The sequence below is a fragment of the Actinacidiphila acidipaludis genome, assembly GCF_019890725.1.
GTDB lineage: Bacteria > Actinomycetota > Actinomycetes > Streptomycetales > Streptomycetaceae > Actinacidiphila > Actinacidiphila acidipaludis.
Genome location: NZ_JAINZZ010000011.1, coordinates 58,246 through 73,281 on the forward strand (window position 1 = coordinate 58,246; position 15,036 = coordinate 73,281).

Genomic DNA, 15,036 nt, shown 5'->3' on the forward strand with positions numbered 1-15,036 from the left:
TCGGGCTCAACTCCCGCCTCCGAGGGCGGTTCCGGGTCGGCTTCCTGCTCACCGCTCGCCAAGTCGGCTTCGATGGGGTGAGCCTCGGGAGAGGACCCGTGCGGTGCGTCGGCCTCTGCGGGCGAATTCTCCTGGGCGGCCGCCACCGGCTCGGCCTCGTCGTCGAGTTGCGCTCCTGACGGTCTGTCACCGATCTCGACCTCAGCCTCACCCCGGTTCTCCGCCACGGCTTCGGGCTCGGCCCAGGTCCCGGGAGCCGACTCGGGCGAACCATCGTCCCGACGCCCCGCCCACCACGCCTCGGACCCGGCATCCGGCCCGGACGACACACCCCGGCCGGACTCCGCCTCCGCACCGAACACGGCGGAAGGCTCGGAGACGGCCTCCCGCCCGGCCTCCGTCCCGTGCCCGGAAGCCGACTCGGGCGGAGCCTCCGTCCCGCGTCCCACCCACCAAACGTCGGACCCATCCGCCGACGTCGATTTTGCGCCTTCCCGGGCTTCGGCCTCGGGCGCGGGGCCGAATTCGCCAGCCGGCTGGCCCTCGTTCTCCCGTTCGGGCTTGCGCCGGCCCCCAGGAAGGGGCTCGGCCGACGTGTCCTGCCTGCCCTCCGACCACCAGAAGTCGGACCCAGCGGCGTCCGGCGCCGCCGACGTCTCCCGCCCCGCGTCGCGCGGCTCGTCCCGGTACTCGACGGGTGGCTCGTCCGCTTCCTCGGACTCGGGAACGGGCGGCTGCGCGCCCCGGTCCGTCCATGCCGGCTCTTGCGGCGCCCTTTCCGCCGCGTCCGGTGCGGGTTCGGCCGCAGACGGGGCGCTGTGGCCGGGCACCTGCGGTGTGCCCCAACTCTCCGCGGCCGAAGGGGCCGTCGGCTCGGTCGGGGGCGGCAGTGTCGTACGGGGGCGGGGAGTGACCCAGGCGGCCCAGGGCTGGGCGGGGGGCGGTTCGTGAGCGGCCGGCGGGGCGGCGGGCGCGTTCTCCTGTTCGGCAGCCCGCGTCGGTTCGGGGAAGGTCGGCGGTGCCGACCAGACGTCCCAGGGCCGCGACTCGGGCTCCTCGACGGGCGGCGCGGGCTCCGGCGGCGGGCCGAAGGTGGGCGGCGCGGCCCACGGGTCCCAGGTCCCCACCCCACCGGCCTGCTCGTCCTCGAACTCGGCCGGCTCGGGCCCGACATCGTCCGCAGCCGGTTCGGGCCCGTCCTCGCCCCAAGTCCCGCCCGAATCAGCGTCCTTCAGCGGCGCCCGGGTGTCATCCGCCGCTCGGCGCGCATACGGCACGTCCTCGCCCTGCGACGGCTGCGGCACCTCCCCGTACCACGCCTGAACCGGCACGTCGCCGCTGCCCTCGTCCGACAACCGGCGTGGCCGCTCGGCTCCTTGGCCCCGCACATCCGGAGCGGCATCAGCCTGCCGCCGGTCGGCGCCGTCGTCCGTCGAGGATTCCGGAGCGCTGTCCGCCCGCCACCGCTCGTCCCGTCGGGCATCCGCCTCCGCGGTCCGCCCCTGCGGGATATCGGGGCGATCCTGTCTCCACCCCGGCGGCTCGTCCCGGACGCCCGGGGAGTCCCAGGCCCCCGGCCACTCCTCCGACGTGCCCCGGGCCGCCTCCTCGACCTCGCCGCCGGGCGACCCTTCGGCGCCCCGCTCGCCCGCCTGCGCGGGCACCCCGCCACCGGGCGCCGGCTCGGGGTCGCGCGGCGCGGGTGGCACGTTGCGGGTCGGGCGGGGCCAGGAGGGAGGCGGCGGCGGCGCGGTCGGACGGCGCAGCCGCATCGTCTCGCTGCGCGGTGGGGGCGGCGGTGACATCGCGTCCACCGCCGAGTCGAAGTGCTCGTCGACGGAGGGGCCGTTCCCGCCGCGGGCAGCGCCCGGCGCACCGGAGGCGGCGTCCTCGCCGTACAACTGCCGCCACCAGTCTTCCTCTTGACCGCTGTGCGCGTCGCCCTGCTGGCTCATGCCCTTATTGTCCACCGCGGGGCCCGGGAGGAAACGCGAAACGCCGGGGCCGGCCCCGCCCCCACAGCCAGGGCCGCCCCGGTGCCCGTCTCTCGCCCCGTTGGCACGTGCAGGCCGTGCCGATACGCGGAGACGGTGACGATCACACTGGCATGCCGCACCGCGGAGAGGAGAAGATGACCGCGGCGGAAAGCCGCCGTGGCTCATTTCCGCCATCCGGTGGACGCATGATCGCGGCACCACCAGTGAACACGCAGGCGAAGCCGAGCGAGGGGGGAACGTCGTTGCTCAGTGCCATAGGTCTCGACGACGCACAGGAAGTGGCGTACCGCGCACTGGTCAGTCTGGGCGCGGCGGACGTCGGCGACCTGTCGCACCGGCTCGGCCTGGCCGAGGACGACACGGCGCGGCTGCTGCGGCGGCTGGAGGTGCACGGGCTGGTCGCGCAGTCGTCCGCCCGGCCGGGGCGCTGGGTCGCGGCGCCGCCCGCCGTCGCGCTCTCCGCGCTGCTGACCCGCCAGCGCCACGAGCTGGAGCAGGCGGAGCTGGCGGCGGCGCTGCTGGCGGAGGAGTTCCGGGCCGAGGCGACCGAGCCGGCAGTACACGACCTGCTGGAGGTGGTGACCGGGGCGAACGCCGTCGCGCAGCGCTTCCTGCAGCTTCAGTTCGGCGCCGAGACCGAGGTGTGCGCGCTGGTCACGGACAAGCCGATGGCCGTCAGCGGGCTGGAGAACGAGGCGGAGGAGGACGCCGCCCGGCGGGGCGTCGCGTACCGGGTGGTCGTCGAGCGCGACGTCGTGACCGGCCCGAACAGTGTCACCGAGCTCTCCGCGGCGCTGGGCCGGGACGAGCAGGTACGGGTGGTGGACCGGGTGCCGACCAAGCTCGTGGTGGCGGACCGGTCCGTGGCGATGGTCCCGCTGACCCGCCGCAGCGCGCAGCCCGCCGCGCTGGTGGTGCACGCCAGCGGCCTGCTGGAGTCGCTGATGGGCCTGTTCGAAGGGGTGTGGCGGCAGGCCATGCCGCTGCGGCTGGGCGCGCCGGGCATCGTCGCCGAGGATCCGGCCGAGGCGCCGGACGGCACGGATCTGCAGATCCTCTCCCTGCTGCTGGCCGGCCTCACCGACGCGTCCGCGGCCAAGCAGCTCGATCTGGGCCTGCGGACCGTGCAGCGCCGGGTGAAGCGGCTGATGGAGATCGCCGACGTGACGACCCGGCTGCAGCTCGGCTGGCAGGCGTACGAACGGGGCTGGGTCGCGCGCGAGCCGTCGTGAGGGGACGGGCGGGGAGCGGCGGCGCCCGGGGGTGACGGGCGCTCGGCCACGAGGGTGCCGGCCCCGAGGGCGCGAAGGCACCCCGGAGAGCTGTCGCGGAGGTGGCCTACGCGCGGCCGGAGGGTGACGCCCGCCGTGCACGGCCCGCCGCCGCGGTGCGGCCGTATAACGCCCAGGTCGCGATGACCTCCGCCGGGCGGCGGACGGCAGGTGATTCGGGCAGGGTGGCCTTCATGGGGACCGGACAGGAGGTGCTGATCGGCGCGGTGATGCTGCTCGGCCTCGTGGGCGTGTCGGCCCCCGGCGTGCCCGGCACGCTGTTGTGCTGGGCGGCCCTGCTGTGGTGGGCGACGCTACGGCACACGGGGCTGAACTGGGCCGTGCTGGCGGTGGCGACGGGTGTGCTGGCGCTGGGCCAGGTCGTGGTGTGGCTGATGCCGTCCCGCCGCATCCGCGACTCCGGCGTGAGCTGGCGGAACGTGATCACCGCGGGGGCTTTCGGGATCGCCGGGTTCTTCCTGGTGCCGGTGATCGGCGGGGTGCTGGGTTTCGTGGGGTTCCTCTACGTCCGCGAGCGGGTGCGGCTGGGCGGCGGCCACCGCACCGCGTGGGCGGCGACCCGCCGGGCCATGCGGGCCGTCGGCGGATCGGTCCTGGTCGAACTGATGGCCTGCCTCCTGGTCACGGGCACGTGGCTGGCCGCGGTCATCATCAGCTGACGCCCCCCGCCCCCCGCATCGCTCCCGGCCGCGCCCCCGTCCCGGTGAAGCCCGGTGTGGCCCAGCGTCCCCTACTCCTCGATCCCCCACCCGAAGATCTTGTAGGGCCGGATCCGGATGAGCTCGGGACTCAGCCCCGCGCCGTGGTCGTGGGGGCCCTCCACCTGCTCGGCGGTGCCGCGGATCTCCACGCCCCGCACCTTCCAGGGGTTGACCGAGGCCACGTCGTCCACGACCAGCGACACATACGGGTTGCCCGCGATGTTCCGCCATTTGCGGGTCTTCCCCATCTGCCAGCCGCCGATGTCCACGCTGCCGTCCGCACGGAGGAAGAAGCCCACCGGGTTGACCTGCGGGCGGCCCTCACGGTCCACCGTGCCCAGCCGGCCCAGGCGCTGCCCGCGCAGATAGGCCAGCTCGTTGTCGGTCAGCTCGGTGCGCAGTGCCCTGCCGCCGCCCGCCGCCCGGGTCCCCTGGTTGTTCGCGTCGTTCGTCGTCATACCGTCAGCCTCACACCCCGTGGGGTCCGCGGCATCGGGCGGTGGACCCAGAGGGCGCGGCGCCCGGAACCGGGCCGTTGGTCGTAGGACCCCTTTCCCAAAAAAGGGCGCGGCACCGCCGCCGGCCGCCGGGCGGGACATCCGCCCGGCCCGGCACAACAGCTCGCGACCGGTGAGGCGTAACCGCCCGCGGACACGGGGAGAACCGCTGAACCGGGTCAGAGAGCGCTCTCACGCAGCGCCCGGTGACCGGATACGCTGTGCCCGTCGAGAAATTGGTCCCCGAATTTCTGTTATCCGCGCGTGAAGGAGCCCTCCGTTGTCCGACCCGAGCCTGGCGCACCGTCCCACTCTGGAGGCCGTCGCCGCACGGGCCGGTGTGTCGCGGGCGACCGCGTCGCGGGTGGTCAACGGCAGTGACGGCGTGCGAGCCCCGCTGGCCGAGCGGGTGCGGCGCGCGGTCGACGAGCTCGGCTATGTGCCCAACCAGGCCGCCCGCACCCTGGTGACCCGCCGCAACGACGCCATCGCCGTGGTCGTCGCGGAACCCGAGACGCGCTTCTTCTCCGACCCCTTCTTCGCCCAGCAGGTGCGGGGCATCAGCAAGGAACTCACCGCGCACGACAACCAGTTGGTGCTGCTGCTGACCGAGGGCGCGGCGGACTACGAGCGGGTGGGCCGCTATCTGGCCGGCGGCCACGTCGACGGCGCCCTGCTCTTCTCGCTGCACGACGACGACACCCTGCCGGGGCTCGCCCGCCGGGCCGGTGTGCCGACCGTGATCGGCGGCCGACCCGGCTGGTCGGACGCCGACACGCTCTACGTCGACTGCGACAACCGCGGCGGCGCGCGCGAGGCGGTGCGTCATCTGCTCGACGGCGGACGGCGCCGGATCGCCCACATCGCCGGGCCGCTGGACCAGACCGCGTCCGTCGACCGGCTGGAGGGGTTCCGGGACGCGCTGCCCGGCACCGACCCGGGGATGATCATCGAGGGCGACTTCACGCCGGAGGGCGGCGCCCGGGCGATGGCGGACCTGCTGGACCGCTGCCCCGACCTGGACGCGGTGTTCGCGGCCTCCGACGTGATGGCGTCGGGCGCGCTGCGGGTTCTGCGGACGCGCGGGGTGCGGGTCCCGGAGGACGTCGCGATGGTCGGCTTCGACGACATCGTCTCGGTCGCCGAGTGGACCGACCCGCCGCTGACCACGATCCGCCAGGACATCGAGGAGATGGGCCGGATGATGGCCCGTCTGCTGCTGCGCCGGGTCTCCCCCGGTCCGGGGCAGCAGGAGTCGCCCGCTCTGTCCTCGATCGTCACGCCGACCCAACTGGTGGTGCGGGCTTCGGCCTGACGGCCCCGCTGCCCCCGGCCGGAACGCCCTCCACGGTTCCGCGCCCTCCTGACGGCTGATCACTCACCCCTGTCCGCAGGCCCCCGCAGACCCCACAGACCCCCCGCAGGCCTCACGCGACACCGCTGTCACCTCGTCGAACGGTCATGTTCGACACACATCCCGATGTTGCCGGTTGGAAACGGCGGGCAAAGGGAAAGTCACGGTCAGACAGCGAACGTGGTGCTGCGGTGAAGGCCGCGCGTGGATACGAGGAGGGTTCGACATGGCCTACAGCGTCATTCTCGGGATCGTGATCGTCGCACTCGTGGTCGCCGGCGTCGTCGGGTCGTTCTGGAGCGCGGGAAGTCCGATCGGAGTCCGCCGCCGCCCCGGACGGCGCGGCGGCGCGGGATGAGGCGGCGGGCCGGACGGTCCGGACGAGGTGTGCCGGACGGGACGTGCCGGACCTGACGAGCCGGACCCGACGTGCCGGACGGGGGTGCCCCAGGGGGTGACGCCGTCTCCCGGTGTTTCGGCGGTCGCCGCGCCCGCCGCTGATCGGTTGATCCGATGAAGCGGCGGGCGCGGCGGCGCGCTCAGTAGACGCGGCGGTGACCGCCGCCGCCACCCCTCTTGCGTTCGTACATCTCCCTCCCGGCGGCCGAGCGCTGCTTCCACTCGCGCCGCATCTCGGCGCGCAGCCGCTGGTCGGTGCGCGAGGCGATCCAGGCGTTCTCCCGCAGCAGCTTGCGGTAGCTGTCCAGGCGGCGGTGCGGCAGCGTGCCGTCCTCCAGCGCGGCCAGCACCGCGCAGCCCGGCTCGGACTGGTGCGAGCAGTCCTGGAACCGGCAGTCCGCGGCGAGCGCCTCGATCTCCGCGAAGACCTGGGAGACGCCGGACTCGGCGTCCCACAGGCCCACACCGCGCAGCCCTGGGGTGTCGATGAGGACCCCGCCGTCGGGCAGCGGCAGCATGTCGCGCGTGGTGGTCGTGTGCCGGCCCTTGCCGTCGGCGTCGCGGATGGCCTGCACCTCCTGTGCGTACGCGCCCGTCAGGGCGTTGGTCAGCGTGGACTTGCCCGCGCCGGACTGGCCGAGGAGTACCGCGGTGCCGCCGCCCAGGACCGCGGCGAGGACGTCCAGCCCTTCGCCGGTGGCCGCGCTCGCCACCACCACCTGGACGCCGGGGGCGGCGGCCTCGGCGTCGGCGAGCAGGTACGTGACGTCGGGCACCAGGTCGGCCTTGGTCAGCACCACGAGCGGCTCGGCGCCGCTCTCCCAGGCCAGCGACAGGAACCGTTCCAGCCGCCCGAGGTCCAGTTCGGCCGCCAGCGACACGCAGACGACCGCGTGGTCGACGTTGGCCGCGAGCACCTGGCCCTCGGACCGCTTGGACGACGTCGAGCGCACGAACTGGCTGCGGCGCGGCAGCAGTTCACGCACCAGACGGGGATCGGCGCCGGCCGGGTCGACCGCCGCCCAGTCCCCGGTGCAGACGATGCGCATCGGGTCGGGCGGCATCACCAGCGAGGTGTCGGCGCGGACGGTTCCGTCGGGCGTGAACACGTCGCACGCGTTGCGGTCCACCCGCACCACCCGCCCGGGCACGAGCCCCTGCGCGGCGTACGGTGCGAACTCCGCCTCCCACACGTCGTCCCAGCCGTAGGGGACGAGGGCGTGCGAGGAGGCGTCACGGAATGAGAAAGACAAGGGGAACCCTTCGACAGGGGCGGCCCCGGCGTCCGCGCGCGAGCGGCGCGGCAGAAGAGAGGGAAGGTGGGTCAGCCGGAGACCACGGGAGAGGAAACGATCTGCTGAGAGCGGGCAGCGCCCATCACGAAGACAGCCATCGGTTCACACCTCCCGGATCACATCAACGGCCGACACGGTGGCCGGAACGGCTCCCGCGGGAACACTTGGGACGTTAGCGGGTCCGGTTGCGGGGCGCCACCGATTTATGGACCGCACGTGCACCGGCCGCTGGTGAGCGCCACCCGCCTCCCCTGGTGCGCCGACCCAGGGAAGGTGGACGCGGGCCGATGGTGGAGAGTACGGGCATGGAGTTCTTCTGCTACCACCGCGACCGGCCCGGTTCCGAGGGGCTGCGCGACGCGCTGCTGGAGGACCACTGGTCCTACATGGACGGCTTCGCCGAGGAGATGATCGCCCGCGGGCCGACGATCGACCGCGAACTCGACGTGGCGACGGGCAGCGTGCACGTCCTCGACCTGCCGGACCCGGCGGCCGCGCGGGAGTTCGCGTTCCGGGAGCCGTGCTACCAGGCCGGCGCGTACCGGGACGTCATGGTGCGGCGGTGGCGCAACCTGCTCGGGCGCACGATGTGGGAGTTCTCCGGCGGACGCACCGGCGGCAACCGCTACTTCGTGCTCGGTCTCGGCGAGGGTGCGGGCGCCGATCTCGAACCGCCCGCCGAGCCAGACGAGTTGATCGCCTACGGCCCGCTGCTGTCGGACGACGCGACGACCTGGCTGGGCACGGCGGTCCTGCTCCGCGCACCCGACGCGGCCACCGCCCGCACCGTCCTGACCGCCGGGGCGTACGCCTCCGTCGAGGTCCACGACTGGCAGTTCGGCGGCCGCCAGTAGTGCCCGCCGCACGGGAGATCCCCGGGCGGCCTTCAACCGGCCACAACCGCGGAGGCCTTACGGCAGAAGCGCGGCGACGCGGTCGCGGACGGCGTCCTTGCCCTGGGGGCCGGTGCGGAGGAGCCGCTGGGGGGCGTCCGGGTCGCGCGTCAGGATGTGCAGGCGGCCGTCATTGCGGGAGAGCACCATGTCGGTGGTGTCGCCGGCGATCTCGGCCGAGCCCTCGGCCGTGTAGTCGATCACCGTCACCAGGGCCGACCGTTCGGCGTCGGCGAGGAGCGCGTCGCCGTCCACCTCGCGCCCGCCGTCCGGCGACGAGCCGGTGGGGAGCCACTCGGTGAGGATGTCCAGGGCCTGGTCCATGGTGTAGAGGCCGATCTGGTGGACGCCGAGCGCGTCGATGCGGACCATCATGCAGATCCGCTCGGGCTGCGGCAGCAGCAGGATCCGCCAGGGCTCGCCCGCCTGCGTCCCGGTGGCGCGGGCGTCCAGCACGGTCCGGGCCCGCTGCTGGAAGGCCACGGCGATCCCGAGGTCGCCGCGGACCTGCACCTGCTCGCTGGTCGAACCGGCCAGCAGCAGTTCGCGGGCGGCCAGCGAGCGCACGGCCTCGGCCAGCACCTCGTCGGAGGGCCGGGCCTCCAGGAAGTCCACGATCGCGTCGACGGCGGTGAGTTCGGCGATGGTGTAGGCGCCGAGCAGCACCGGCCCGGTATTCACCAGGCTGACGACGGCGGACACCAGTCCGGTCGGCAGTGAGGCCGCCCCCGGGCTCTGGCCCGGGTTCTGCGCCCCCGATCCCGGCGGCGGCTGCTCGTCACTCATCTGCGCCTCCCGTTCGCGTCGACCCCTGCCCTGGCAGTTGGTGGGACTCGGCGAGCACCTGGGCGGCGACGAGCGAGGGCGTCTCGGTCACCCACACCTCGGAGTTGCCGAACAGGCCGCGCCCGCCCCGCTCGGTCAGCGCCTGGCCCAGCTCGCCGGCCAGGTCCTGCCGGTCCGGGGGCGGGAAGCGGACGGCCAGGTCCTGGGACACGGACGTCACGTCGTCGTCCTCCTCGATCCGGCGCAGGGCCGCCGTCAGCGCGCGTGCGACGGGCGGCGACAGGGACGTCGAGGTGGCCACCACCGGCGCCAGGTACATCGGGTGCCGCTCGGTCATCCGGGACAGGCCCCAGGGGCCGACGTTGCTGCGGGTGACCCGGTAGACGACGTAGTCCATGAGGTGCTTGAGGTCGTCCGGCCCGGGCAGTTTGCGTTTGCCGAACGCGGCCGGGGTCTTCTCCAGCTGGACCCAGGTGCCCTGCGCGGTGCGTCCGTGCAGCTTCTCCCGCACCACGTGGCCGCGCATCCCGATGTCGGGGTAGCGGGTCTTGTCGATGTCGCGGTGGTGGCTGGACAGCCGCGGCCGGCTGAGCCCGTCGAACTTCCAACCGTCGTACAGCGCCGGGTCGTCGACCAGCACGTGGCCGCCGCACAGCACGTCGTGGAGCTGCGGGACCTGCATGCCGTGCCGCTCCAGGTCCGAGAGGATCACCGCCTCCTCGGGGCTGAGCCGGCGGGTCGCCGCGACCAGGCCCTTGCGGTAGGCGCCGGCCCGGGCGGTGATCTCGATCATCAGCCGGACCCGTTCGCGGATCTGTTCCGCCTGACGGGCCCGCGCGTCGTCGCGGGCAGCCGCACCGGACCGCCCGGACCGTGTGACGCCCGCCAGGGGGTGCTTGCGATCCACCCCGCCAGTACAGCACAGCGGGCTCCGGCCCGCGCGCGGGCGAGGGCCGCCGGGAATCGTTGCCCAGGTCGGCACCGCCGCGGGCGTCGTCGCAGGCCGGAGGGGTGACGGTCAGGCCGTCATGGCCCGCTCGCCCCCTTCCGCGTCCACGGCGTCCTCGGCGCACGCGGCGGCGAGCTGGTCCAGCGACAGGTTCAGCGCGTGGGCCAGGGCCGCCACGGTGAAGAAGGCGGGGGTCGGCGCCCGGCCGGTCTCGATCTTGCGGAGCGTCTCGGCGGACACCCCGGCGGCCGCCGCGACCTCGACCATGCTGCGGTCACCGCGGGCCTGGCGCAGCAGGGTTCCGAAGCGCTCTCCGCGTCGCCGTTCCTGCGGGCTCAGAGGAACTCTCACCATGCCCGTGATACTAATACCGGTATAAGTATTGGGTGACATCGCCTCGCAGGGAGTACGGCCATGGTGGAGATCAAGACGGACGCGGCACTGGAGAAGATGCGGGAGGCCGGGCGGGTCGTGGCCCACGCGCTCGAGGCCGCCCGCGCGGCGGCAGCCGTGGGAGTCCGCCTGCGCGAGCTGGACGAAGCCGCCCGCGGCGTTCTCGCCGAGGCCGGCGCGCGCTCCCCGTTCCTGGGCTACCGGCCGTCCTTCGCCCCGGTCCCGTTCCCCGCCGTGATCTGCGCCTCGGTGAACGACGCCGTCGTGCACGGCATCCCGGACGACTACCGCCTGCGGGACGGCGATCTGGTCAGCGTGGACTGCGGCGCCGAGCTCGACGGCTGGACCGGCGACGCCGCGATCAGCTTCACCGTCGGCACGCCCCGCCCGGCGGACGTCGAACTCATCGCGGCCACCCAGCAGGCGCTGGACGCCGGCATCGCGGCGGCCACCGTCGGCCACCGCATCGGCGACATCTCGCACGCCATCAGCAGGATCGCCCGCAAGGCCGGGTGCGGCATGCCGGTCGACTTCGGCGGCCACGGGATCGGCCGCCGGATGCACGAGGACCCGCACGTCGCCAACCACGGCCGCCCAGGACGCGGCTTCCCGCTGCGTCACGGCCTGGCGCTCGCCCTGGAGCCGATGTTCATGGCGGGCGGCCGCAACGACTACCGCACCGACCTGGACGGCTGGACCCTCCGGACCACCGACGGCAGCCGCGCCGCCCACATCGAGCACACCGTCGCCATCACCGCCGACGGCCCCCGCGTCCTCACGCTGCCGTGAGCGAAAACCCTCGGCGATCGCCCGTGAGCCGCGCGCGGCCGGCCATTCCTTTTGTCACCCGCTTCTCACCCGCTTCTCACGTTGTTCGCCGGAGACATGGACACCGGCCAGGCCGTGTGCTGTCATGCCACGTGCGAGTTGTACAACGATGAAACGCCCGCCGGCAGGCCGCACCTCCCTGTCGCACCCCCTGCGCCGCCGAGTTCGGACCGATCGCTGCCGGATCCGGGTGACCGGCGCTCTGACAACGCTGTCATAGGGGGTGGGTGGGCGGAACACCAGCGCCGGTGCCCGCACCGGCACGGCTCACGACGCGGGCCGAAAGGCCCTGCTTCAGAACGGAGTTGTCCGTGAGAGGAAGTTCAGCCAGGCGCACGCGCCACGCCCTGCGACGGCGGGCCACGGTCGCCGCCGTCGCCGGCAGCTTGGCGGCCATGACGATGGCCGGCGCAGGACAGGTGTCGGCGACCGCGCCTGACACGGCCCACCCCCGGATTCCGACGGTGACCTCCGGCGACGCGCGGTTCGAGGTGCTGTCCCCGACGCTCATCCGCACCGAGTACGCGCAGGACGGCACGTTCACCGACGCGGCGACGTTCAACGCCGTCGGCCGCGACGGCTTCGCCCCGGCGTCGTACACCACGAGCACGTCCGACGGGTGGCTGACGATCACCACGGACGCCATGACCCTGCGCTACCAGGTCGGTTCGGGGCCGTTCGACGCCCAGAACCTGACGGTGCGGCTGACCGCCGGCGGTTCACCGGTGACCGCCACCCCCTGGCAGCAACTGACCTGCGGTGTCGGGGCGCTGTGCGAGGCCGAGCGCCTGCCGTCCAGCGGAGTGAGCGTCGCCACCGACCACACGGGCTACACCGGCGCCGGCTTCGTCGCCGGCTTCCAGGGCTCCGGCAGCTCCATGTCGGCCACGGTCGACGTCCCCACGGCGGGCGCCTACCAGTTCGACACGCGCTACGCCAACGCCGTCGGCGGGGACGGCCAGAACACCACCCGCACCCTGACCCTCACGGTGGACGGCGGCGCGGCGCAGACCGTCTCGCTGCCGCCCACCGGCGACTGGAACACCTGGAAGCTGGCGACCAGTTCGGTGCAGCTCCCGGCGGGCCACCACACCGTCACCCTGTCCAGGACCGCGACCGACTCGGGCAACGTCAACGTCGACAGCGTCGCCCTGGTGAACCCGGGCGCCGCCTTCCCGTCGACCGCGTCGACCGCGATCACCGACTGCCGCTTCGGGGTGAGCTGCGAGGCCGAGGCCGCGCGCATCGCGGGCTCGGCGAAGGTCGCCACCGACCACGGCTCCTACTCCGGCACCGGGTTCCTCGCCGAGCTCAACCAGGGTTCGAGCGTGTCCGCGCACATCGTGGGGGTGCCGGCCGACGGGACGTACGCGCTGCAGGTGCGGTACGCCAACTCCCAGGGCGGTGACGGCCTCAACCAGACGCGCACCGCCTCGGTGACCACGGGCGGCACCACCCGGACGCTCTCCCTGCCGGCGACCGGCAGCTGGGACACCTGGCAGACGGCGTCGGTCCCGGTCACGCTGACCGCGGGCGCCGACGACATCACCCTCGGCTGCCCGGACGCCACGAGCTGCCACATCAACCTCGACACGCTCGGCGTCACCGCGACCGGCGCGCAGGCCCCGCAGCCGCACCTGGCGCTCGGCGGCTACCGCCGCAGCCTGGACGGGTTCAACGGCGACAACGGCGCCCCGGCCACCACGCCGGGTCTGCTGTACAAGGACGGCTGGTACCTGCTCGACGACACCGGCTCGGCGCTGTACGACACCGCCACCCGCAAGGTCACCCAGCGTCCGGCGACGCCGGGTTCGCCGTACCAGGACGGCTATGTCTTCGGGTACGGCCACGACTACAAGCAGGCCCTGTCGGACCTGTCGACACTGACCGGACTGGCCGAGCTGCTGCCCGAGTGGGCCTACGGCGTCTGGTACTCGGAGTACTTCGACCGCACGGCCGCCGACTACGAGAACACGATCCTGCCGGCGTTCCGTTCCGAGGGCGTGCCGCTGGACGTCCTGGTCACCGACACCGACTTCAAGTCGCCGAACACCTGGAGCGGTTGGGAGATCGACCAGAGCAAGTTCCCCGATCCGAAGGCGTTCTTCGACTGGGCCGCCTCGCAGGGCCTGCACAACACGCTCAACATCCACCCGAGCATCCTCAGTTCCGACCCGCAGTTCGCGCAGGCGCAGGCGACGGCCAAGGGCAAGCTGCAGAAGGGCGGTTGCTCGGGCGCCGCGGCGAGCGGCGCCGGTGACTGCTACACCTTCGACTGGGGCGACCCGGACCAGCTCAAGGCGTACATGGACCTGCACCAGACCATGGACCAGCAGGGCAACGACTTCTGGTGGCTGGACTGGTGCTGCGACAACTCGCAGTCCTCGCTGCAGGGCGTGACCCCGGACGCGTGGATCAACCAGCAGTACGCGACCGACGCGGACAAGACCATCGGCCGCGGGTTCGTCATCTCCCGCGCCTACGGTTCGCTGCAGGCCGGCGGGTACAGCGGCCAGCAGGGGCTGCCGACCGGGCCGTGGGCGGACAAGCGCACCACGATCCACTTCACCGGTGACACCTCCTCCACGTGGGGCACGCTGCGGGCCGAGGTCGGCTACACGCCCGGTGAGGCCGCGGCGACCGGCATGTCGGCGATCAGCCACGACATCGGCGGCCACAACGACACGACGGGCCTGAAGGGTTCGGAGACCTACACCTCGGGCGGCACCACGCAGACCACGCACAAGCTGCCCGACGACATGTACGCCCGCTGGGTGCAGCTCGCGACGTTCCAGCCGATCGACCGGCTGCACAGCAACCACAGCGACCGGCTGCCGTGGCAGTACGGCACGGCGGCCCGCGCCTCCGCGGACAAGTTCCTCAACCTGCGCGAGAACCTGGTGCCGTACACCTACTCGCTGGCGCAGGAGGCCAACGCCACCGGGGTTCCGGTGACCCGCCCGATGTACCTGGAGTACCCGGACGAGGCGCAGGCGTACACGACGGCGAACAGCGAGTACTTCTACGGTTCCGACATGCTGGTCGCGCCGGTCACCACGCCCGGGACCACGGCGAGCACGTCGGTGTGGTTCCCGCCGGGCAGCCAGTGGACGGACTACTTCACCGGCAGGACCTACGCGGGCGGCACCACGCAGACCATCACCTCGGGTCTCGACACCATGCCGGTGTTCGTCCGCGCCGGGGCCGTCATCCCGACCCGCACCGGCAACGTCACCGCACAGGACAAGGCGCCGCTGACGAAGGTCACGCTGACCGTCGCCGCGGGCGGCTCCGGCTCGACCACCCTGTACGAGGACGACGGCAAGCCGGCCACCGGGCACGGCCACAGCGCCACGACCGCGATCCGCTACCAGGAGACGGACGCGGGGCACACGCTGACCATCGCGGGCGCCGCCGGCGGCTTCGCCGGGCAGGTGACGTCGCGCCAGTGGACGGTCGCACTCGTCGGCACCGACGAGCCGACCTCGGTCTCGGCGGGTACCGGGCGGCTGTCGCCGGCCGACTACCACTACGACGCGGCCACCCGCACCCTGACCGTCACGCTGCCGCCGCGCAACGTGCACACCAAGGTCACCGTCAGCTTCCGCTGACATCCGGTCCGCCGGGGACCGGGTCCCGCACGGGATCCGGC

At 73.3% G+C, this 15,036-nt stretch carries 12 protein-coding genes; 7 read left to right on the forward strand and 5 right to left on the reverse strand.

Translation table 11 applies throughout. The annotated features are described in order from the left end of the window. Positions 1-2,239: 2,239 nt before the first annotated feature. Complete coding sequence (locus K7862_RS12455; RefSeq protein WP_222962582.1) at positions 2,240-3,229, forward strand: helix-turn-helix domain-containing protein; 990 nt, start codon at positions 2,240-2,242, stop codon at positions 3,227-3,229. 233 nt (positions 3,230-3,462) lie between these two features. Further along, positions 3,463-3,948: a DUF456 domain-containing protein gene (locus tag K7862_RS12460; protein ID WP_222962583.1), complete on the forward strand. Its 486-nt coding sequence runs from the start codon at positions 3,463-3,465 to the stop codon at positions 3,946-3,948. Positions 3,949-4,019: 71 nt separating this feature from the next. On the opposite strand, the gene K7862_RS12465 is transcribed toward K7862_RS12460, so the two are convergent. Continuing rightward, positions 4,020-4,448 (reverse strand): PPOX class F420-dependent oxidoreductase, encoded by a 429-nt coding sequence (locus K7862_RS12465; RefSeq protein ID WP_222962584.1) that lies wholly within the window; start codon positions 4,446-4,448, stop codon positions 4,020-4,022. A gap of 319 nt (positions 4,449-4,767) precedes the next feature. Here K7862_RS12465 and K7862_RS12470 point away from each other — a divergent pair, with 319 nt between their 5' ends. Together K7862_RS12470 and K7862_RS37480 are read left to right on the forward strand one after the other, a co-directional pair. Beyond that, positions 4,768-5,802 carry a LacI family DNA-binding transcriptional regulator gene (locus K7862_RS12470; RefSeq protein WP_222962585.1) on the forward strand — a complete coding sequence of 345 codons (1,035 nt, stop codon included), beginning with the start codon at positions 4,768-4,770 and terminating at the stop codon, positions 5,800-5,802. 265 nt (positions 5,803-6,067) lie between these two features. Continuing rightward, positions 6,068-6,199, forward strand: a complete 132-nt coding sequence (locus K7862_RS37480; RefSeq protein WP_262413025.1) for a hypothetical protein — start codon at positions 6,068-6,070, stop codon at positions 6,197-6,199. Between the two features lie 181 nt (positions 6,200-6,380). On the opposite strand, the gene rsgA is transcribed toward K7862_RS37480, so the two are convergent. Then, complete coding sequence (rsgA, locus tag K7862_RS12475; protein WP_222962586.1) at positions 6,381-7,493, reverse strand: ribosome small subunit-dependent GTPase A; 1,113 nt, start codon at positions 7,491-7,493, stop codon at positions 6,381-6,383. Between the two features lie 347 nt (positions 7,494-7,840). Here rsgA and K7862_RS12480 point away from each other — a divergent pair, with 347 nt between their 5' ends. Then, entirely contained in the window at positions 7,841-8,389 is a 549-nt protein-coding gene (locus K7862_RS12480) for a YciI family protein (protein ID WP_222962645.1), read from the forward strand. A 57-nt stretch (positions 8,390-8,446) separates the two neighbouring features. Here K7862_RS12480 and K7862_RS12485 read toward each other — a convergent pair whose 3' ends face one another. The 3 genes from K7862_RS12485 to K7862_RS12495 all read right to left on the reverse strand — a co-directional run bounded on the left by K7862_RS12485 (position 8,447) and on the right by K7862_RS12495 (position 10,517). Continuing rightward, positions 8,447-9,214, reverse strand: coding sequence for a hypothetical protein (locus tag K7862_RS12485; protein WP_222962587.1), 768 nt, complete (start codon positions 9,212-9,214; stop codon positions 8,447-8,449). Then, positions 9,207-10,121, reverse strand: a complete 915-nt coding sequence (locus K7862_RS12490; RefSeq protein WP_222962588.1) for a hypothetical protein — start codon at positions 10,119-10,121, stop codon at positions 9,207-9,209. The genes K7862_RS12485 and K7862_RS12490 overlap by 8 nt, the downstream gene beginning before the upstream one ends. Positions 10,122-10,232: 111 nt before the next feature. Next, the gene (locus K7862_RS12495) at positions 10,233-10,517 is read right to left on the reverse strand and encodes a helix-turn-helix domain-containing protein (RefSeq protein WP_222962589.1); all 285 of its coding nucleotides are present in this window, start codon (positions 10,515-10,517) and stop codon (positions 10,233-10,235) included. Positions 10,518-10,577: 60 nt separating this feature from the next. On the opposite strand from K7862_RS12495, the gene map reads away from it, so the two are divergent. Then, positions 10,578-11,345, forward strand: coding sequence for a type I methionyl aminopeptidase (gene map, locus K7862_RS12500; RefSeq protein WP_222962590.1), 768 nt, complete (start codon positions 10,578-10,580; stop codon positions 11,343-11,345). Between the two features lie 350 nt (positions 11,346-11,695). Further along, the gene (locus tag K7862_RS12505; protein ID WP_504740052.1) at positions 11,696-14,995 is read left to right on the forward strand and encodes a TIM-barrel domain-containing protein; all 3,300 of its coding nucleotides are present in this window, start codon (positions 11,696-11,698) and stop codon (positions 14,993-14,995) included. Positions 14,996-15,036: the final 41 nt, after the last annotated feature.